The sequence below is a fragment of the Algoriphagus aquatilis genome (assembly GCF_042657405.1).
In the GTDB taxonomy this organism is placed as follows: Bacteria; Bacteroidota; Bacteroidia; order Cytophagales; family Cyclobacteriaceae; genus Algoriphagus; species Algoriphagus aquatilis.
This window is the reverse complement of the sequence record NZ_JBHSKS010000018.1, coordinates 19355-39721: the sequence shown is the minus strand read 5'-3', so window position 1 is coordinate 39721 and position 20367 is coordinate 19355. Positions and strand designations below refer to the sequence as shown.

The window sequence follows — 20367 nt, the reverse complement described above, 5'->3', positions numbered from 1 at the left end:
ATAATATCGATCTCCTTTATATGATTATCCTCAGTTGTACCAAAAGCTGAGTTTCCTTTGATTACAGGATCAGATGATTCGACTTCGCTCAGCACAAGCGACTGAAGTACTCCAAATTCAGACTTTTTTCAGAGATATCGATCGCTTAATTTGCTTATTAGCAACAAAGCGGACAATCACAAAATAAATTACCTGACAAATTCCTCAAATGTACCCCGACTTACCACATGGGTTTGATGATTGGAATAGGTCTCCAGGAAGGAGGCCGGAAATCTGACCTTTTTTTCTTGCCATTTTAACCCGCATTATGCATTAGGATCCGTAGTGAGAGTTCAAAATGCAAGAAAATCAAGCATTTAACGAATGAGTCATAGCACCGCTCTGGTGAATGAGTTAAATGCAGCAAAGCGATTGATTTTGAAGCATTTTGGGCTCGGAATAGGAAGTCTAATGCATATTGCGGGTTTAATTCAAATGCTTGAAGAATTGCAGTGCCAGTCCGTATCTATTCTAAAAATTAGGCCTAAAATTTCGATTACAATCTAACTATTCGGCTTTAATGAGAATTCCAGCAGCCTAAACCACCCGCTGCCTAGCAAACTGAGCAGTGATTAGACCTTTTCCTAAAGAAGCCAGTTGAGGTGGAAAAAGAGCAAAAATACCTGAGGGAATTGAAAGAGATTTGGAAAAAAAGTAATTTCTGATAGGCTTGAGACTTTTAAAAACCTCCAAGGTCTTGAACCGATTACAATCCAACTTTTACGTCTTATTTATGAGGCATTGAAAAGATATCTACTTCAAATTTTTGAATCTAAAGCCAAAAAACGAACTTAGATAGGCTGAGTGAACACCCTTTGCAGCGGGTGCGTTAGTAAAGTTAATTTGAGGGAAGGTAAAAAATACTTTAAACCGGCAAGCAAAACTTCTCTAGTTAACTTCAAACGGAAGCGTTTTCAAACCAATAAGTAGATTCAAATTAAAAATCGAACCATGAAAGTTTTATTAGACATACAAGACAACAAAGCCAATCACTTATTGGAGGTCCTGAAAGGGCTTTCGTACGTAAAGGTAAAAACCATTTCAGAGGAAAAGGCATTGCTGATGGAAGAGATCAAAGAAGCGGTCGATAACCTAGCATTGGTTCGAGAAGGAAAGCTAAAAGCCCGTCCTGCGAAAGATCTGTTGAATGAGCTTTAATGTTTTGACCATACCGCCATTTGACAGGCAACTTAAACGACTGGCAAGAAAATACCCTTCGCTAAAAAAGGAGTTTGCAGCACTAATTGAAAGTCTAGAACGAGAACCCGAACAAGGCACTAAGCTTGGCAACAATTGTTACAAAATACGCATCGCCATTGCTTCGAAAGGAAAAGGGAAATCGGGAGGTGCAAGAGTGATTACCAATTTTGTGATTGCAGAAGAAACTGTTTTTCTGATCTCTATTTATGACAAATCCGAACTGGAAAATCTGACAGACAGAGAACTGGCCGAACTCCTAAAACATATCCCTCAATAGAAAGACAAAAAGATATCCTTGTGCCTAGTTTTCTTTATCCCAGAGACTTTATTGATTGATAAGTTTTTTCCTCCCCTAGCATAATTTCAGTGTCTTTACAGGTCGATGGAAAGTCGGAAAATCAGGAGACCTTTTGCCAATCAGACCTGTCAGATTTTCAAAACCCGACAGGTCTAAACTAAGCAAAACACTTGAATTCAATGGCTTAGAGACAAATCAAAAACTTTAAAAAGGATTCTTGAAAAACAGTAACCCCGGCTCGTCGTCAGAAGAAACTGCCAAGTAAAAAGTCGACTCTCTGAGGAACATTTTCTTGGGTTTGATTTTGATTCCTTCCAAGTGGGTCTCCTGCGTCAAGGTTAAGTTTAGATCATATTCAAATAAGTAATTATCATAAGAGTATCTATCAGGTGGTAAATTTCTATTGATCTAATATTTTAAAAAAATTTAGGCATATTATTTTAATTTCACAATTCCAATAAGAGGGTTCATTTCTTCATATTCAGTACTAGTGAAATTTTCCTGTTTTATGTAGTAAAAAATATTCTTTTTTAGGTTAAGAGGTCTTAGAACAACAGTGTCTCCTACCTCATCAATAATCCCTCCTTTCATAATATGATATTTGTGTTTTTTAATTTCATATAAAAGAAACTTTTTATCATATTCCAGTCTATATTCACTTGTAATATAGTCTTTAGATCTATTGATATTCAAGATAGTTGAAGTCTTGAAACCACGTTCATCAAGCTTCGTTGAGAAATCTAATCCCAATCTTTTGAATGGGATAATTCCATCATTTTGAAGTAAAAAAAGAGTGTCTCTATTGAAGTTTTCAGTGGTAAATACAGGTTTATATATGAATGTGCCTTCATCAGTTGTTGAAATATATTGTTTTATAGGAAATCCTCCTATTATTTTCTTATTTATATTTTTAGACAATAGTTCTATTTTCTTATAAATCTCAAAATTACTATCCAATTTATATAGCACTGTAGATTCAATAAAGCCTCCATCAGGGTTGTTGAATAAGTTGTCAGAAATTAGAACCACTTCTCCATCAATCACTTCGATATATTGAAGTAAAAAAGGAAATTTTTTTTCTCTAAGAAAATTATTATTTAAGTCAAATGAAATTAGCTTGTTTTCAGATGCAACATAAAATATACTTAAATTCTCGTCAAAAGCCATAGAATAAATCGTTCCATGTTCACCTGGTCCATCGCCTTTACTTCCTAGGGATGACAAAAAATTCCCATTTAAATCAAATATAAGGACATTGTTAATATCTGAAATGTAAATTTTATCTTTAACTAGTTTTAAATTAGTTATCCAGCTTAGTAAAGAATTTTTTTGAGTTTCTAATGGGATTATAAGTGTTGAGTCCGAAAAATCAGAGATAAGTTTTCCTTCCTCTTTTACTAGTGAGGCATCTATTAACGAGAAATTATTAAACTCGTCTCTATTTGAACAAGAAGTACTTACTATAAGTATATAAATTATTGTGTTTATATAAATTGTTTTCATAAGGTGTGTTTAAATGCTAGAAGATTAGAAATTAACCTTCTAGCATAAGTAAAATTAAGCTCCACTACAAAGTGCCATCTCTTCTCCACAATTCGCTACAAATGTAGGGTCTGTCCCATCGGTGATATAAACCAAAAAAGCCGGTCCATTTCCACATGTACAATACCAATGTCCATTATTTCTTGGATCCTCCCCGCCATAAATTTTGGCCATTTGATTTCTTTGAAGTATCTCCTCTGAGGAATACTTCAATTTTTCAAAATTTAACTTTTTCATTTTTATTGTTTTTTTATTCTCTGAAACAGACTTTCTGTTTCTTTGCTTAAATTCTGAAAAGTTTAAATCTATACCTATACCCTATTTACTAAGTTTCAGTAAATATTTACTGAATTAGGTATTCCTGATTCCCCTAAGATGGATCACTCCGCTGTAGGCTAAAAAGCGAATCTCTTCATCCATCATTTCCAGAATTCGTTTTTCATCTATTAATTCAAAAAAGGTAGCTACTTTACCCACCAACTCACTCATTTGGGTAAAGTCCTCTTCTTTAAGAATAGACAAAAGATAGGATCCAATTGGACCCAAGAGACATTCGATGACTTCCTGATGGTGCCTGTCCCAAAGCAGTATCGTAAGATAATAATGAGGAGGAAGTAAGAGATTGTTTGCAATAGGATTGATTTTGATCCGAGTGAACAAAACAGAATTTTGAGACCAATCCCATTCAGAGCGAATTGATTTGCAATTTGGAGCCAATTTAAGCTCGGCCATTTCTTGCCAGCATTTGTTCTTTAACACTTCATTGGCAGATTGTATGGCTGGAAACCCATCCTCTAGGTCTGAACTGCTCTGTTGAAGTAATTCGATTAATCTAAGCTTCTCTAGTTCAAACTCATACACGTCATCCAAAACCCTGAGCATAAGCGCATCAGTCAATTTTCTGTCCAAATCCTCCTTCAATTCAGAAATGGTGAATTTATCCCTATCCAAGGAAATGCCTTCTTTTTCACAAATGCCAGATAGTATTTGATCAGTTCTGTAAAATTGCTCGGTTTCGGGTTTTGATAAGTAGTTGGAAGTAAATCTTTGAATAGTAATGGGCAGACCCGCTGAAGCGTCTGGAACTGTTTTTTCAAAAGACGCTATTCCATTGTTTTCAAAGAGACCCATTACTCTAGCAAAGTATTCCGGATAATCCAGTCGTAATCGATGCGCTAGCTGGTCACAAACCCAACCGTTTTTCTTATAATCTCCCAAGGCATGCATAAAAGCGATATTATTTGGCAAGTGATGGAAATTGGCAAAGGATTCAAAAAAAGAAGGATCGTAAACGGTATCTAACAGGTAGTTCACTTTAATACCTTGGTCAGTACTGAGGCAACAAAAAATATACTGTTCCACCACCGCATTGAAATTTACCAGTTGGGAAGGGCTTAAGGATTTAATCTGTTCTTGGTTACCTGCTATAAACTGCTCGACCACCTGGAAATAATCTTTAAAAAACGCATGATTTTTTCCTCCAAAAATCCCGGCATTACTGGCCTGAATTTCCTTTCCCTTGTCGATTTGGTCTTTAATCGGCTTTGGAACAAGTGGAAAAGAATCGCCGACGAGCCCGACCAACTCTTTGTAGTAATCAAAATCTTGCTCTATGTTCTGCGCAATCAAAGGAGCGGAGTGTAGTTCATCAGGAAATGGGTTATAAACATATACATCCCCGTCCACATTGAGGAAAGGTTGTTCATGGAGGGTATAGGAATATATTTTTTTCATCACCCATAAGCCAGGAATTTGAACTAAATCTAAATCATCCAATTCAACTCTTACTTTTTTATAAGGCAATTTCAATTGGTCGATCAGCAACTCTTTTCCCTTCCTATCGGTAATCAATTCCAAGTCTTCGTAAAATTGATGAAGTTGTAGGCAACTCAGCGCCCAACTCATCAAATGATACGGAGCACTGCACCATCCAAAACTATCCTTCAAGGGGTCTTTTCCCTCATCAATCCAAAATGTGTGAACAATCTTCATCTAGTATACCATGATTGACCTGAACTTGAAAAATAATCGCTCTGCCACACTCAGTTCTTCAGTGATGATTTCAGCATTTCCCAAGAGTTCTTGGGTAAATAGAATTTCCCTTTTGAAAGAAGTCAGGGTTCCTTCGGGTAGCGTGGCATATACCAAATAGTTGAACTCTTCATCCGGAGACACCGAAATGCTGGAAATCCTCCCGATCAAAGCCCCATATTCCTGAAATGGATAATTGTCCAATTTGATCAAGACTTTTTGGTCCATGCTCACTTTTCCGGCATTTTGAGCGGCTATTTTCATGGCGCCCATTAGTTCGGATTTATTGTCCGGTAATACGGTAAACACTAGTTCCCCTGAATTGACCTGCTGATTGGCTCCCCATACTTTTTGGAAGCTGACTACACCATTAATGGAAGATTTCATCAGATACAAATATTCCCAATCCCGTAAACTCCGCTTAAGTCCCTGGTAGGATTGGATTAGGGCTTTCAATGACCTCGCTTCTTCTTCCCGATTGATGTTGGTGTTTTTAATGGTCTGATTTGCCGTATTCAGTGTTTCCTGCAATTGAGAGATGGATATGGCCATTTGATTGACCTGTTCTTCCATCTGCAAGTATTCCATTTCACGGGATTCAAAATCCTTGTCTGCAATGACCCCTTGCTGATGGAGGTTTCTGTTACGCTCGTAGTCGATTTTGGCTAAGGAAAGTCTTCTGCTAAGTAATTCTTTTTGGGATTGCTGACTGCTGATCCGTTTTTTGATTTCTTCTATGGATACTTTGGTGCTCTCCAACTGTCCTGCAAAGGGCTGTAGCTCCCTGATCAATCGATACTCCAAATAATTCCTTTCGAATTCCAAAAACGGTAATCCCACCTCCCCTAATACCAATTCGGTAAGTGATTCAACAGGAAATAAAAAGTCATTTTCCTTACCAAAGTTTTCTTTTTCTAGGGTAGTTTTCAATAACAGTACATCTTCCAACCTAGCTGTACTCTTGATGCCTGCTAAGGGCTGGTCTATCTTTACCTGATCTCCATTTTTGATAAAAAGGTGCTCTATCTGTCCAGTAACACGGGCAGCTATACGTTCGGTTGGATTGGCAGTAGTGACCAATACTTTAGCTTCTACAAAATCAGGATATCGGATCAAAAAGGATAATCCTATTAAAAGAGAAAGGAGGATGAATATCAATGTAATGCCCCATTGGATCAACCAAGCCGGGGGCCGGGAAATAATCTCCTGGACCTCTTCTGACCGAAGGTTAAGATTATCGTTTTGGCTAATTACAGGCATGATCAGTTTGAGTTAATCTTTTCCAGTTCCAACTGATTTTTCACCAGGTCATAATAGATGCCTTTGGCGTGAACCAATTCTACATGGGGCCCTTGTTCAACAATTTTACCCCGATCGATTACAATGATCTGATCCGCATTACGGACCGTACTCAAACGATGGGCAATGATGAAAACCGTTTTGCCCTGCATAAACTTTTGGAGGTTTTCCATGACCTCCCGTTCATTTTTGGCGTCTAAGGCCGAGGTAGCTTCGTCAAAAAAGAGCATACCCGGATTTTTATAAATAGCACGGGCTATAAAGAGGCGTTGCTTCTGTCCGGTGCTCATTCCCACTCCTTCATTTCCAATTTTTGTATTGAATCCAAGCGGTAGAGACTGGATAAAGTCCAGAATATTGGCGATTCGGGCAGCTTCAAGCAATCTTTCCTGATCAATCCTGTCCTGGCCCACTGCGATATTTGCCGCTATGGTGTCGTTAAAAACATAGCCTTCTTGCATGACCACCCCGCACTGTTCCCTCCAACTTTTTGGGCTAACTGTTTTGAGGTCGTGTTTTCCGTACCGTATTTCCCCTGAGCTAGGCTCATAGAATTTTAGCAATAGCTTCATCAAGGTGGTCTTGCCGCTACCACTTGCACCCACTATTGCAGTGACTTTTTTAGGCTGAAGATGAAGGTTTATTCCAGTCAATACGGGATTTTCAGCACCGACATAGCGAAAGGACAGGTTCTTGGCTTCCATGGTCTCACCAAGCTCAACTGTTCTGACCAGCTGTTTTTCAGAATTTTCTTCATCTTCTTTGTCATGGATTTCATTGAGTCGTTCGAGGCTGATTGTGGCATCCTGAAAAGACCGAAAAAAACCTACCAATTCATTAATGGGGCCATTCAACTGTCCGATGATGTATTGAAGAGCGAGCATCATCCCCAAGGTCAGGTTTCCTTCGATCACGAGCATGGCAGAAGTAAAAGTGATCAGGATATTTTTGAGTTCGTTGATCACGGATGAGCCTACCTGCTGGGTCTGCTCTAGTGATAAGGATTGAATGGATACCTGAAACAGTCTGGCCTGTACAAACTCCCAACTCCAACGCTTTTGAGTTTCGGCATTGTGCATTTTGATTTCCTGCATGCCATTGATCAGCTCGATCACGGTACTCTGCTCCTGACTCAATTGTGCAAATCGCTTGTAATCTAATTCTCTGCGGCGCTTCATAAAAAAGAGCACCCAAACAAGGTAGAGCACACTTCCTCCGAGAAAGATCAAGAAAATAGTAATGCTATAATAGATCAATACAGCCCCAAAAACGATCAAATTGAAGAAAGAAAACAAGGTGGTGAGTGTGGTGCCTGTCAAAAGGTTCTCAATCCTGCGGTGATCACCTATTCGCTGCATGATATCTCCAGTCATTCGGGTATCAAAATAGGAAATGGGCAGATTCATCAGTTTGATAAAAAAATCCGAAACCAGTGAAATATTAATCCGTGTAGTCAGATGCAGCAAAATCCAGCTTCGAAGCACTTCCACACTCATCCTGCCCAAAAACAACATGATCTGAGCAAAGAGAACCAAGTAGATAAAGCTGATATCCTGATTTTGGATCCCAACATCCACGATGCTTTGTGTCAGGAAAGGAAAAATCAGCTGCAACAAACTACCTACCAGCAACCCTATAGTCAACTGAGCTATCAGATTTTTATACTGAAACAGGTAGTTGAAGAGGAAACCAAGGGAACGTTTTTCTTTTTCCTCCCATTTCATTTTTCGGAAGGCTGGAGTAGGCTCCAGTAAAAGCGTGACCCCTTCCTGTGTATGCTCAGTGGCATTATTACCGATCCACCGAGAGATAAACTCTCCCTTGGAATATGAGATCAAACCATAGGCAGGATCAGAGATATAGACGGTATCTTTTCTGATTCGATACACCACCACAAAGTGCTGCTTGTCCCAATGGACAATCAGGGGAAGAGGGGCTTGTTTCAACTTATCAAAGCTTAACTTGGCACCGATGGTCTTAAACCCCATTGCCTCAGCCGCGTCACTGAGCTTCAATAGGCTGCTTCCTTCCCGAGTCGTCTCCGATATTTCCCGGATTTCTTTAAGGGAAATTAGTTTGCCGTAGTGCTTTGCGATTATTCGCAAACAAGTAGGACCACAGTCTTTGGAGTCAGGTTGTTTGTAGTGGGGAAAAGAAGTTCTCAAATTAGCTTATTAATTGAATCTGAATTTTAATCGAAAGATGGAAAAAGGCTTAGATATGGACCAGCTAATTACTATCCACTTATAACCCTACTCGAAACAACCTGAAATAATCTCGTTCAACTTCCTCGTCAGGCTTTTCCATCATCCAGAGTTGCCCATTTCGCAAAAGCATGCTGCGAGGCTCCAATCCCTGAGGAACAAAATCATTAATCACATTTCCAAAGGAGTCAATTATTGCGATACGAGAAGGGTACTTTTTTTGCATTCTTTCACGAAAGCCTTTGGCCTCGTCTTGAGATTTGTTTTCAAAATTGGTTTGTGTATCAAGTTGGTCGTACCCAGGAAAATATGCTACTAGAAAGAAGTCTTGAAATTTTTTAATATTTAAAATCATTCCTGAGGTAAATCGAAGTCCAAAAAATGAAACATCTTCAGAATATTCATCAGCCCCTTTGAAATAATTGTAATCCTTTAAATCTATGGGCAGAGTAGATTCTAATTCATAGGGAGGAGAAGCTTCAAACGTATAAATCACAGGTTCCAAACCGAATGCTACATGAATTTTTTTATTTTCTATGTGAAAAACCGGATCCCATGCATTTCGGAAAAAATACTTTCCACTTTTAAAAATACTGCTTTCAGGAAATTTAATAATACGCTCTTTATACCCTCTTGTAGGATCTAATAAGTCCAATAAGTACATATCATTATATATGTTCTTATTTGAATAGCCATAATCCTCGGGGGAATCCTGATTGATATATAAAAAATTATTTTCCATTTTTTCCATCCCATGTCCCATTAACATGGGAACATAATTTGGAACTTGGAAGTCTTTTGGATTAACCTTATTAATAATTTTTCCTTCAAAATTATAAGTTAAAAACCCCCTATATCCATACACAATAAAAGAATTTTTATCCTTTACTCGTAATGTGGCCATTAATCTTCCATAACCATCAGGAATATCTCCCAATTTTGAAAAGTAGGAATGTATATTCCCTTCGAAATCAGCAATAAAAATTTCCTCAGAAAATTCCTTATGCTCCATAAAAATTACAACTCCAGTATTAGAATCAATATCATGTACTGTTGGATTTCCAAGATATTCTATTTTAATACTGTCAAGCTTTTCGAAGTCGGTAATTATTGGGGGGGCATAACTATTATTTATTATTGTTTTTTTTTCTTTTGAACAAGCAAAAAATAGAAATAATATTAAAAATACTTTATGTAGGGATTTCATATAACTTAAAATATGTTTTTGGATTATTTCAATTTTTGATGAAAATAAAATTCTCATTTCATAGGTTAGAGGGGATGAGAATCCATTCTCATCCCCCGATTATCAACAATAGCTTGCAGAACCACCGTTTGATGCACAACTATCGCAGCACCAATTGCCTCCCCCTGTATTATAAGCTTGGTTTGCTTGGGAATATGTCATTCCGCACCAAACTTGTCCACTTGGAGATTTATATCCACAAGTGCCTCCATAGCCTCCGGTAATCTTCTTCATCTGACTTCTTTCCAAAATTTCATTGGTGCTGAGTCGGAGCATTTCTAAGCTTAACTTTTTCATAGTTTTTATAATTTAAATGGTTATTGAATAATTTTGACTAAATGAGCTAATCCTCCGACTTTTAGAGTCACCGAAGACTGTGACTATTTATCGCGATTGAATATTTTTTTTCTGCATCAGCAGCTTTTGTTTATCAGTTTAAGACATATTTCAAATCCTCCACTGCATAGTTGGATGGCAACTCATAGCCATTGATGAAAATCGTGGGCGTATGATCAATCTGCTCCTTGTCTGCCCAGTCCAGCATGGCCTTGACGTTGGATTCTTGCTTTGCCAGTTCTCCATTCAGTGGATAGTTTGCCGCAAAGGCTTCATAATCCTTCTTGTCCTGACTATACCACTCATCCAAGGCTTGGCGGGTCTGCTCCAAATTACCTTTAGATGCAATCCCCAAAAGGTGGCGAATGGTCTTTAACCTGACCTCATCTCCACCTCCAGGAACAAACACAATCTGCAAATCAATATTCCCGGCTTCATAAAGCTGCTCCAAGAGCGGATGCGTACGGGCACAGGGACCACAGTAGGGATTACAGACTTTTAAGACATGGTATTTAGGATTTGTCCCATTTAGAAATATCCCCAACCCTTCAGGATTGGAAGTGATCTGTCTGGACTTGCTCAGGAAATAGTCGAAAAGCTCCTTGTTGGACAGAACCTTGGCCAACTTGCTTTTGGTAGCAAAAAAATCCTCGTTTGCAATTAGGTAGGGCTTAATGCTGATCCAGCCAAGAACAGAGGATAAGAAAACAAATGAAAACAGCCCCAATTCTCCAAATGAAGGCCATCCCAAGTCAGGCAATAAAAATTGACTGACTGCCACTTCAACAACTAAAATCCCCGAAATCAAAAGGCAGAGGCGGCACCATTTTTTTAGCCTGACTCCCTGATAGTACAGCGAAAATGGGATAATCGCCAAACTGGAATAACTTAGCAAACCCAATAGCGCAAGACCGGAAGAGGAAAACGAAACACCTAAAAGCATAATATTGCTTGCGAAAAAGTAAGCAAAGGCCAAATTCCCTAGACTAATCAACCCCGCAACAGAAAAGGAGTCAATTACAGAATTGCAATCTGTTTTTTCGCCTCCCCCACAAAATTGAGTAATCGCAGCATTTTTCTTATCTACCTCTGACCAGAGCAAAATACCTGAAAGACCTAGGCCTGTTAGCTTTAAAATTAAAAGTGCTATCGATCCAAGGGAATAGGTAGTCAAATTATTCAATTGAATTAAATCACTAATGATCCAAGCCAGCCCAACAGCGCCAAGCAAAAAAAGTAAGGCTTGAAAGACTAATTGTTCCTTTCGTCTATTGGCATATCCAGGTTCTCCGGAATGATCGCCTTTTTCCACGACTAGGGTAACCCCAGTCCATAAGGTTACAAATTCTTTTCTGGCTTGCTTGATCAGCTTTCCCTTTTCATCCAAATACGCTACCCAGTCCTCGGAAACTTGAGACAAGCAAGTGAAATAGGGATGAGAATTTTGGTTAACTTGAACCACACAGGGCAGGGGTAGCTGATCCAATTTATCTGCCCCCATGTGGAGGGCAAGGCTTTCTAGCTTGTACTCAGTCAGCGTATCTGAGATGGCCAATAAAGACTCCGGTTCGGGGTGGGTACCCAATTTTTCTTTCAAAAAGCGATTAGTAAAGGGAACTCCCAATTCGCCTAATAAGGTTTTGCAAACCATCAGACAATTTTCCATAGCAAGAAATAAAAAAGAGAATTTTATTTTGAAAACTAAATCAATTGGATAAATTTGAAAAAAACGATACGTAAACACTATACCGTATTTACTAATCTTCAGTAAATTTTTACTAAGCCAATTAACCTTTTAACCCATGGAACTAGGCCATCATCTCAAAAAAGCAAGAGAATCCAAACGAATGAGTCAGCAGGAAGTAGCGGAGCTTTTGGGCATTTCGCAGAAGACCCTGTCCAATATCGAAAGTGGAAAATCTAAGCCTTCAATAGTGCAGCTTTCGGAGATGGGAAAGCTATACGAAGTGGAAATTATACCCCTACTAGCCGAAAATGGGATCCATTTATCCCCCCCCCCCCCTCAACAAATCGTCATGAGGTCGAAAAAGAGCTAAAATACCTGAGGGAAATGATCAGGAAGATCGGTGAAATGTAGTTTTATGTGTGAATTTTGATCGTGGGCTATATTTGATTAAGTCAACAATTTTTTAATAATCAGCTCTTCCCAGTAAACTTTGGCCTTTTAACCACCCCAAGGGTAAGTCATTACTTAGTCGCGAGAAGAAAGTATAAAACTGGAAACCCCAGCCTACACATTCCACCAATAGGTAAATTTCAGCACTACTGAACGATTCTTCACATTAAACGGTGCGGGCAGGTAATTGTCCGTGTACACCAAAAACAAGTCAGAGGCTGGCTTGAACCTCCACTGAAATCGGGTATTGAGGTTGATGTTTTTGATCTGCTCGTTGTATTGGACAAAGGCGGTGAAAAAGACGGTATTGGTCATCGTCACATCCACTCTAGGGCCTACCAGCCAAAACTGTGTCTTGCCCCAGGGCTGTGGTAGGTTGATCTGATTGAAATTGGTGCTCAAAGCCAAGCTCACATAAGGCTGGAATCTGTAGCCAAAATCCGTGGTGAAATTATACCGCTGCCCGCCTGCATAATACCCTCCAACTCTACTCGTGAATGCATAGGTAAACACACGCTGCGGCTTGGAAGTGTACTCAAGTCCCACCGCATTCCAACTGTGCTCGGTCCCAGAATCCAAGGTTTTGCCTGAGAAATTGGTCGGATCAAAGGGCCGCTGAAGCTTCACAAAGTCATAAGCTACCCAGCCCAAGAGATTGCTCTGGCTTCGGAATCGCACATTATAGGTGGCATAGGTGGTATTGTCCGTCTGCTCTCCCTGCTTATTGAAAAAGATCGAGGTATTGAAATCAGGGCCGTGGCTGAGGATTTTCTCACTTTTGGGAAACCAGCGGTAGCCGATCATCGGACTGATTCGGTAGAACCCATTTCGAGGAACAAAGCCTACTTCAGCAGTGTAGTTTTCGGAGACATACTCATGCTGCCAGTTCCAGGTCAGGTTTCCACTGGCATACTTCAAGTTCGCTGCATGTACAAATCCCCTTCCCTGATTCTCCGGCCCAAAGGATTGAAGCACCATGGCTTTTCCCGTCCACAAGTTATTGGCTGAGGCTAGATTGTATTCCAAGCCCACATTTCGGTTGAACTCAGAATAGACCGGCTTCCCATCCACCACGGGATCGTAGCGTAGTGACTGCTTATTCACCAAAATCCCGCCGATATTAGACCTCGCCCCTACTTGGCGCTGCAGGGCCATCACGGTGAAGTTTTGTGCAGGGAGGGCCGATTCGGCCACTTCACCCGTCTGCATGTTCATGGCACCGATTCTCCAGTCTTTATTCAGCTTTCCGCTGAGTCTTGCCCCGAACTGAATCGGCGCATTGAGACCGATTCTTCTAGAGAAAAATGGCCGGATCGTCGTGTAGCCAAAGCCTGCAAACAAGTCCCCATTTTCCAGAAAAAATTGCCGCCTTTCCGGGAAAAAGAGCTCAAATCGATCCAAATTGGTCACCTGCCTATCCACTTCTACCTGAGAAAAATCGGGATTGACCGTCAAGTCAAGATTTAAGGAAGAGGTGAGGGAGATTTTAGCATCCACGCCAACTTCCCTGCGATAGACTTCCTTGCCTTCTGCCTGATGATTTTTGCTGACACCTCCCAATACGTAGGGAATCACAGAAATATTGGCGCCGGCATCCGGCGGAGGATTGTCCCACACCAACGTGCCCGTGTAAGCAAGGGATGCAGATGGAAACTGTCGGGGTACAGGCGCCCAGCCGGATTTTTCTGTGGTTTTTAGATCAAGTCGGGAAAAATTGATCCCCCATTCGGTAATGCCTTTTTTGTAGCGGATAGATTTGAATGGGATGGCGGCTTCAAACACCCATTTGTCCTCGTAGTTTTTGACTTTGGACACCCACTTATTGTCCCAACTCAGGTCCACAGCGCCACCGTTGTACATCTGCCCGTCCCATTGGGCGCCTGCCGCATTGGCTCCAAAAGAAAATCCATTGGTCAGGTCATCAAAAGGATCCATGAAGAGCAGGAAATTGTCATTTTTTCCAAAAGAGAAATCACGACGAAGCGACTCTACCATGTAGGGGCCCTCTACTGCATGGTGATTGACCACGATCAGGTAAAGGTGCTGCTCATCGTAAGTCATCCGCACATCGGTCTTGACCTTCGCAAAACTCGTGTCCATCGGCGTAATCATAAAAAAGTCCGTGGCGACTTCCGCCTCGAGCCAAGCCTTTTCATCCAAAACCCCATCCACCACAATCGGCGAACTTGCCTTTTGGATAGGAAGTCGATAGGAGGCATTTATTTTTTGCCCCCATACGATAGGATGGAAAAGCAGGAAGACAATACTGATTAGAAGGGTACGCATAATGGGGTGATTGGGGAAGTTTGCCGGCAAGCAACCGGCAGTACTCATTGCTTGATTCGGTAAGTAAAGGTCAAATTGGTCTGCCTTCTGATCATTTGAGCTTCTCCTTCGGTGAAGAAGTTGGCGCCCTCCGTGATGTATCGGTTGATCCGTGTATTGAGTAAATCGGTGATGTTGAAAATCAATGTACCGCGATTGTTCATAATTTTTCGGCTGGCTGACAGATCGATGAAGAAAATGCCTTTTTGCACTCCTTGGGCAGTTTTTCTCCTCGCTTCATAATTTGCACGGACTTGAAGGTCCCATTTATCGGCAATAGTAAATCTGGAAGTCTGTCTGAAAAGCAAAGAGGTGGTGGTGGCCTGAAAATTCTGATCCAGATTGCTGCCATCGATGTCGGCGTAGAAGAAATTGGCGTTGAAATCCAGCTTCCACCATGGTGTTGCCGCATAATCCCCGCTAAACTCTAGGCCGTAGGAAACCTCTCCTGTGATGTTAAACGGTACCGTGACCGAAAATCCATTTTCCTGAACGGTCCGGATCCGCTGGATTTTGTCAGTCGTATTTCGGAAGTAGGCTGTCGTAAACAGTGTGCTTTTCTTCAGGTATTTGATGTACCCCAACTCGTAGGAATCCGTGAATTCCGGATCGAGGTTTGGATTACCGCTAAAGAAGTTTCGCTGATCAGAAAAAGTCACATAAGGACTCAAGTCATTGTAAACCGGCCGACGCACCCGGCGACTGTAGCTGAGTTGGAAGGCGTTTTCCTCGCTGAGCCTGTAGTTCAAGTGTCCGCTTGGAAACAGGTTGGTGTAATCCCTTGGATTGGACTCATTGGTTTCTACCAAGATCGTTTCCACATCGGTGTATTCTGCTCTTAACCCAGCCTGATAGCTCCATTTTCCGATTTCATTCCCCAAGATTCCGTAGGCAGCTAGGATATTTTCGTTGTAGAGAAAAATATTGTCCAGTCCCGGCAAGGTTTCAAAGTCTCCTGACTCATTTCGCTCCTGCACGAGGTAGTCATTTTCCATTTCACGAAAGCTGGTACGGAGGCCTGTTTCGACTTTCCCTTTTTTGGAAAAAGGCTTGGTGTAATCTACCTGAAGAAGGTATTGGTTTTCATACTCGTCATTCAGCGAGGTCTGCACAAGTGCACGAGCTGGGATCATGATTCCCTGAGGGGAAAAGGAGTTTTCGGTAAAAAGCTGATCTGACCTTTCCCAATAGTTCAGGTAGGTAAAGGAGGCATTGAGCTCATGTCCTTTTTGCTCAAAAGACCTTTTGTAATTGATGATGGCCTCCTTGTTGGGTTCGGCCTCGGTTTCATCCTGTCTTCTCATGCTGTAGCCGAGAAAATTGTCGTAGGAATTGAGGTAGTCGTTGTAGCGGATATCTGTGATTCGTCGCACGTCACTTCGCCTCCACACGTAGGAAGCTGTCAGGATGCTTTTTTCGCTAAAAAAGTAATCCAAACCTCCGCGCAGGTTATTGTTGAAGCCGGTGACTGTGGTGGTATTGTTTTGGTCCAAAAGCGAAGTGGTGCCGTCCTCATTGTACACTTCCTGATACAGTTCGCTGATGCCGGGAGTCTTGCGGTGGGCCAAGCCGTAGTTGATAAACCAGTTGATGCGGTTTTTTCGGTAGTTGAGATTTGCGGTAAAGCCAAGGTTGACAGGGTAGCCGGTGATGAGTTCGCCCGAACCGTTGAATCCCTGTTTGCTGTCTTTTTTGAGGATGATGTTGATGACTCCGGCCATCCCTTCGGCTTCATAGCGTGCCGAAGGATTGGTGATGACCTCGACCCGTTCGACAAGATTGGCAGGAAGCTGACGGAGTCCACTGCTGCCTTTGAAGCTGACAAGGCCCGATGGTTTGCCATCGATCAAAATCCGCACATTGGCAGAACCTCTCAGGCTCACATTTCCCTCAGGATCTACTGCCACGGAGGGCAGATTCATGAGAATGTCGGAAGCATTTCCACCGGCATTAGCCAAGTCTTTTCCTACGTTGAAAATCCGTTTATCCAACGAAAGCTCCATAAGTGTTTTTTCACCTTGGACCACAACTTCGTTGAGATCAGATGCAGTTACACTGAGACTCAGTATACCGAGGTCAAGATTGGAATCCTCTCTGGAAAGCGTGAAAACAGGGGATTTTATAGCTTCAAACCCCATAAACTCGACTAAGGCATAATACTGCCCAAAGGGTAAATCCACCTGAAACTTCCCCTCTTCGTCGGTGATACCCCCACCGATAAGACTGTCTTTTTGAGAAAAAACTCCCACCGTCGCAAAAGGCAGGGGCTGTGCATTGGCTTTATCTGTCACTGCTCCTTTTATCCTACCTCGCTGTTGGGAAAAAGTCGAATTACTGATAAATACTCCGAGGAGTAAGAATAAAATAAAAGGGAAGTGAAAGGTAAATCTAGGCTTCATAGGTTAGGCTGGGCTGGTTAATCTCGAAATAAACACGAATTAACAAGCTGTAAAATAGAAGTAAACACGCGTTTTGCTGCTCTGATTTTTACAAGTGGAAAAAAATAGGGTTCCAAGCAAATCTTAGAACCCTGTAAATAATTCAAGTGCTTTTATTGATTTACATTTCCAACCCGACCAAATAACCGGTGTAAAGCAAGTAAGAGCTAAGCAAAACAAGTGCTTGCCATCTGTCCAATCGATGCTTTTTACCGATAAACATGGCTAAGAAAAGGAAGATGGTGCCAGCACCCAAGATGTAGATATCTGTGTTGAAAGACGTGGTAAAAGCCAAAGGCCTAATCAGACCGCTCACTCCCAAAATGAGCAAGAGATTGAAAATATTGGATCCTACAATGTTTCCAATTGCGATATCCGCATTCTTTTTCATCGCAGCGACCACAGAGGTAGCCAATTCGGGAAGGGAAGTACCTGCCGCCACGATGGTGAGTCCGATGATTTTTTCACTTACTCCAAGAGATTGAGCCATGGCGACAGCATTGTCCACCACAAGCTTTCCTCCACCCACCAGGCCAGCAAGACCGATGATAATCAGTCCCCAGATTTTCATGGTAGAATAATCTTTCGCTTCTACCACTTCCGCATCCGGATCAGTCTTCAGCTGAGTAGCCACGTAGTACAGGAAAGCGCAGAACAAAACCAAAAGGAGGATGGCATCATAGCGGGACAGCTCAGCTGATTCGGAAAAGAAATAATTGTTGGCCAAAAAGAATAACACAATCGCTGCCAAAAGCGAGAAAGGAATCTCTTTCCAGACGGTGCTAGACTGAACAGAAAGCGGAACGATCAGCCCTGCTATACCCAAAATGATGAACAAATTGAAATTATTGGAGCCGATCACATTCCCGAACACGATGTCCGGATAATTGCCAGAGGCAGCTACGGCATTCACGACCAGCTCTGGTGCAGAGGTACCAAAAGCTACGATAGTCAGACCAATTGCTAGGTCAGACACATTGTTTTTCTTGGCTAGAACGGATGCTCCGTCCACGAGCCAATCTGCGCCTTTGACCAACAAAACCAGACCAACTGCCAGAAGAATAAGTTGAAGGATCATAGGTAGTTTGAAGAAGAGAGTTTTTGAAGTTTTTGAAAATTTACCATTTGATAAATTCTTCAAAACTAGGATTAATTATTTGGAATTTGGTTAGAGGAATTCGAGAAGTTTTAGAACCAATCCTGCAGAATTGATAGCAGCAGGTTCTACAAACTGATTGAAATTTACGCGAGCATTTTGGTTGGCGTTGTCGCTACAGCTCCGAATAACGAGAAATGGCACCCCTACTGATCGGCAAAGGTGGGCTACAGCAGCACCTTCCATCTCTGTGGCGAGCGCTTGATGATTTTGGTAAAGATTTTCCGCCGTCTCCTGATCACTTACGAAAACATCCCCAGTAGCAATTCTTCCTGAAAAAACTCTTGGCTTCCTTCCCGATATGGACAAAAAATCAACCTTTCCGGCAGCGAGTTCCGCTTGCTTTAAAAGCTCAGCGTCCGCAGCAATGTACAGCTCATCATGTCGACCCCCGGTGAGCTTTCGAAATGGAGACACCTTAAATCCCGTAGAATCAATCTGTCCAAAATCAAACTGAACCAGCTCGGTTCCGATGACGATATCGCCAGGCAAAGCCTCGGGATGCAATCCTCCCGCCACGCCAGTGAAAATCAGTTGGGAAGGCTGAAATCGATCCAAAAGAATAGCCGTGCTATAGGCGGCATTGACTTTTCCCACACCGGATTTGATCACGACTACTTTTTGACCTTTCAGTTTTCCGGTGTAAAAAGTCAAGCCGGATCGTTCCACCTCCTTTTTCCCCTTCATGGAGTCAAGCAAAATGGCGATTTCCTGATCCAAAGCCCCCATGATGGCAATGCGTTGTGCGTTTGCTGAAAGGGAACCAATCAGAAAGAACGCGAGAAGGAGTTTTTTGATCATAGCCACAAAAAGAAAAGCGAAAGTACGCTGATCAGGGCTAAAATAGGGTTGACTTCGGATATTTTTCCCGAAGCCAACTTCAACAGGGTCCAGGAAATAAATCCAAATGAAATACCTATGGATAAACTGTAAGTAAAGGGAATTAAAACGATGGTCAGAAATGAAGGCAAGGCTTCCTCCGGTTTTTTCCAGTTGATCTTGGTCAAAGGAATGACCATAAAGGAACCCACCAAGACCAAGGCAATCGAACTTGCGATCGATGGAATAATGGACAGTAGCGGGGAAAAGAACATAAAGGGTAGAAACAGCAGGCCTGCTGTCACCGCAGTAGCTCCGGTTCGCCCGCCTTCCTCTATTCCGACTGCCGATTCGATGTAAGCCGTCCCCGAACTGCTCCCTACCAATCCTGCAAACAAAGTAGCAAAGGAATCAGTCAACAGCGATTTGCGCATGTTTTGGGGATTTCCATCCGGGTCTTTCAATCCTGAGGCCTCTGCTAACCCTACGAAAGTGCTGATCCCGTCAAATAGTATCGTGAATGTGAATACAAAGATCACGGGGATGTAGCTGTATTTCAGTGAACCGAGAATATCGGCTTTGCCTACCAAACTAAAGTCAGGCCATGAAAAAAATCCTGTGAAATTGACCAGAGTAGAAACCCCGAAATTGACAGCAGCCGCATCTCCCCACCAGCGTCCAATGGGCCAAGCCAATGCTGTTGTAATCAAGATCCCAAAGATGATCGCTCCGGAAACCTTTCTGATGATTAACGCTCCTGTAATCAGCAGTCCAGCCAAAAAAGTCAGGGTAATCGGATCTTTGAACATGGCCATCCCGACCAAAGTAGCAGGATTGTCAATGATGAAGTGGGCATTCTGAAATCCAATAAAGCAAATGAATAATCCGATCCCTGCCGAAACTGCATGTCGGATAGCAGAAGGAATTGCCTGAATGATTTTTTCACGGGTCTTGAAAACTGAAAGCAGCAAAAAGATCACTCCTGACCAAAAGACTGTTCCCAGTGCTTCCTCAAAACTCAATCCGAAGCCTTTCACAGCGGTGTAGGTAAAAAAGGCATTGATCCCCATGCCCGGCGCCACGACAATCGGATTTTTGGCATATAATCCCATCATCAAACTCCCAAATGCAGACACCAAAACGGTAGCAGTCAATACCGCTGAGAAGGGCATACCCGCCTCAGCCAAAATTGCCGGATTGACGATGATGATGTAAAAGCAGGCTAGAAAAGTGGAGATTCCTGCGAGGATTTCGGTTTTGAGGTGGTGGGATTTTGGATACATCAGTAAATGAAGGA

Annotated in this window: 16 protein-coding genes; 3 read left to right on the top strand and 13 right to left on the bottom strand. The window is 41.9% G+C overall.

Annotation, left to right across the window (positions count from 1 at the left end; translation table 11 throughout):
- Nucleotides 1-990: 990 nt before the first annotated feature.
- Together ACFPIK_RS16660 and ACFPIK_RS16655 are read left to right on the top strand one after the other, a co-directional pair.
- Nucleotides 991-1197 (top strand): hypothetical protein, encoded by a 207-nt coding sequence (locus ACFPIK_RS16660; protein ID WP_377917330.1) that lies wholly within the window; start codon nucleotides 991-993, stop codon nucleotides 1195-1197.
- Nucleotides 1187-1516 (top strand): type II toxin-antitoxin system RelE/ParE family toxin, encoded by a 330-nt coding sequence (locus ACFPIK_RS16655; protein WP_377917328.1) that lies wholly within the window; start codon nucleotides 1187-1189, stop codon nucleotides 1514-1516. Before ACFPIK_RS16660 ends, ACFPIK_RS16655 begins: the two co-directional genes overlap by 11 nt.
- Before the next feature lie 456 nt (nucleotides 1517-1972).
- On the opposite strand, the gene ACFPIK_RS16650 is transcribed toward ACFPIK_RS16655, so the two are convergent.
- The 8 genes from ACFPIK_RS16650 to ACFPIK_RS16615 form a co-directional block, all read right to left on the bottom strand.
- Nucleotides 1973-3040: a 6-bladed beta-propeller gene (locus ACFPIK_RS16650; protein ID WP_377917326.1), complete on the bottom strand. Its 1068-nt coding sequence runs from the start codon at nucleotides 3038-3040 to the stop codon at nucleotides 1973-1975.
- A 54-nt stretch (nucleotides 3041-3094) separates the two neighbouring features.
- The gene (locus ACFPIK_RS16645; RefSeq protein WP_377917324.1) at nucleotides 3095-3316 is read right to left on the bottom strand and encodes a hypothetical protein; all 222 of its coding nucleotides are present in this window, start codon (nucleotides 3314-3316) and stop codon (nucleotides 3095-3097) included.
- A gap of 114 nt (nucleotides 3317-3430) precedes the next feature.
- Nucleotides 3431-5071 carry a DUF6734 family protein gene (locus ACFPIK_RS16640; protein ID WP_377917322.1) on the bottom strand — a complete coding sequence of 547 codons (1641 nt, stop codon included), beginning with the start codon at nucleotides 5069-5071 and terminating at the stop codon, nucleotides 3431-3433.
- Entirely contained in the window at nucleotides 5072-6370 is a 1299-nt protein-coding gene (locus ACFPIK_RS16635; protein WP_377917320.1) for an HlyD family secretion protein, read from the bottom strand.
- A 2-nt stretch (nucleotides 6371-6372) separates the two neighbouring features.
- Complete coding sequence (locus tag ACFPIK_RS16630; RefSeq protein WP_377917318.1) at nucleotides 6373-8574, bottom strand: peptidase domain-containing ABC transporter; 2202 nt, start codon at nucleotides 8572-8574, stop codon at nucleotides 6373-6375.
- A gap of 79 nt (nucleotides 8575-8653) precedes the next feature.
- Nucleotides 8654-9877 (bottom strand): hypothetical protein, encoded by a 1224-nt coding sequence (locus ACFPIK_RS16625; protein ID WP_377917316.1) that lies wholly within the window; start codon nucleotides 9875-9877, stop codon nucleotides 8654-8656.
- 45 nt (nucleotides 9878-9922) lie between these two features.
- Nucleotides 9923-10156, bottom strand: a complete 234-nt coding sequence (locus ACFPIK_RS16620) for a hypothetical protein (RefSeq protein ID WP_377917314.1) — start codon at nucleotides 10154-10156, stop codon at nucleotides 9923-9925.
- 133 nt (nucleotides 10157-10289) lie between these two features.
- Nucleotides 10290-11861, bottom strand: coding sequence for a cysteine peptidase family C39 domain-containing protein (locus ACFPIK_RS16615; protein WP_377917312.1), 1572 nt, complete (start codon nucleotides 11859-11861; stop codon nucleotides 10290-10292).
- A 136-nt stretch (nucleotides 11862-11997) separates the two neighbouring features.
- Here ACFPIK_RS16615 and ACFPIK_RS16610 point away from each other — a divergent pair, with 136 nt between their 5' ends.
- A complete protein-coding gene (locus tag ACFPIK_RS16610) occupies nucleotides 11998-12252 on the top strand; it encodes a helix-turn-helix transcriptional regulator (RefSeq protein ID WP_377917310.1) in 255 nt (84 codons plus the stop codon).
- A gap of 194 nt (nucleotides 12253-12446) precedes the next feature.
- Here the strand turns inward: ACFPIK_RS16610 and ACFPIK_RS16605 are convergent, their stop codons facing one another.
- From ACFPIK_RS16605 to ACFPIK_RS16585, 5 genes are all read right to left on the bottom strand, one after another.
- A complete protein-coding gene (locus tag ACFPIK_RS16605) occupies nucleotides 12447-14618 on the bottom strand; it encodes a DUF5916 domain-containing protein (RefSeq protein WP_377917308.1) in 2172 nt (723 codons plus the stop codon).
- 44 nt (nucleotides 14619-14662) lie between these two features.
- Nucleotides 14663-17056 carry a TonB-dependent receptor gene (locus ACFPIK_RS16600; protein ID WP_377917306.1) on the bottom strand — a complete coding sequence of 798 codons (2394 nt, stop codon included), beginning with the start codon at nucleotides 17054-17056 and terminating at the stop codon, nucleotides 14663-14665.
- Between the two features lie 160 nt (nucleotides 17057-17216).
- Nucleotides 17217-18173 (bottom strand): calcium/sodium antiporter, encoded by a 957-nt coding sequence (locus ACFPIK_RS16595; RefSeq protein WP_377917304.1) that lies wholly within the window; start codon nucleotides 18171-18173, stop codon nucleotides 17217-17219.
- A 90-nt stretch (nucleotides 18174-18263) separates the two neighbouring features.
- Nucleotides 18264-19052, bottom strand: coding sequence for a 5'-methylthioadenosine/adenosylhomocysteine nucleosidase (locus tag ACFPIK_RS16590; RefSeq protein ID WP_377917302.1), 789 nt, complete (start codon nucleotides 19050-19052; stop codon nucleotides 18264-18266).
- Nucleotides 19049-20353: an NCS2 family permease gene (locus ACFPIK_RS16585; RefSeq protein WP_111392661.1), complete on the bottom strand. Its 1305-nt coding sequence runs from the start codon at nucleotides 20351-20353 to the stop codon at nucleotides 19049-19051. Before ACFPIK_RS16585 ends, ACFPIK_RS16590 begins: the two co-directional genes overlap by 4 nt.
- Nucleotides 20354-20367 lie beyond the last annotated feature (14 nt).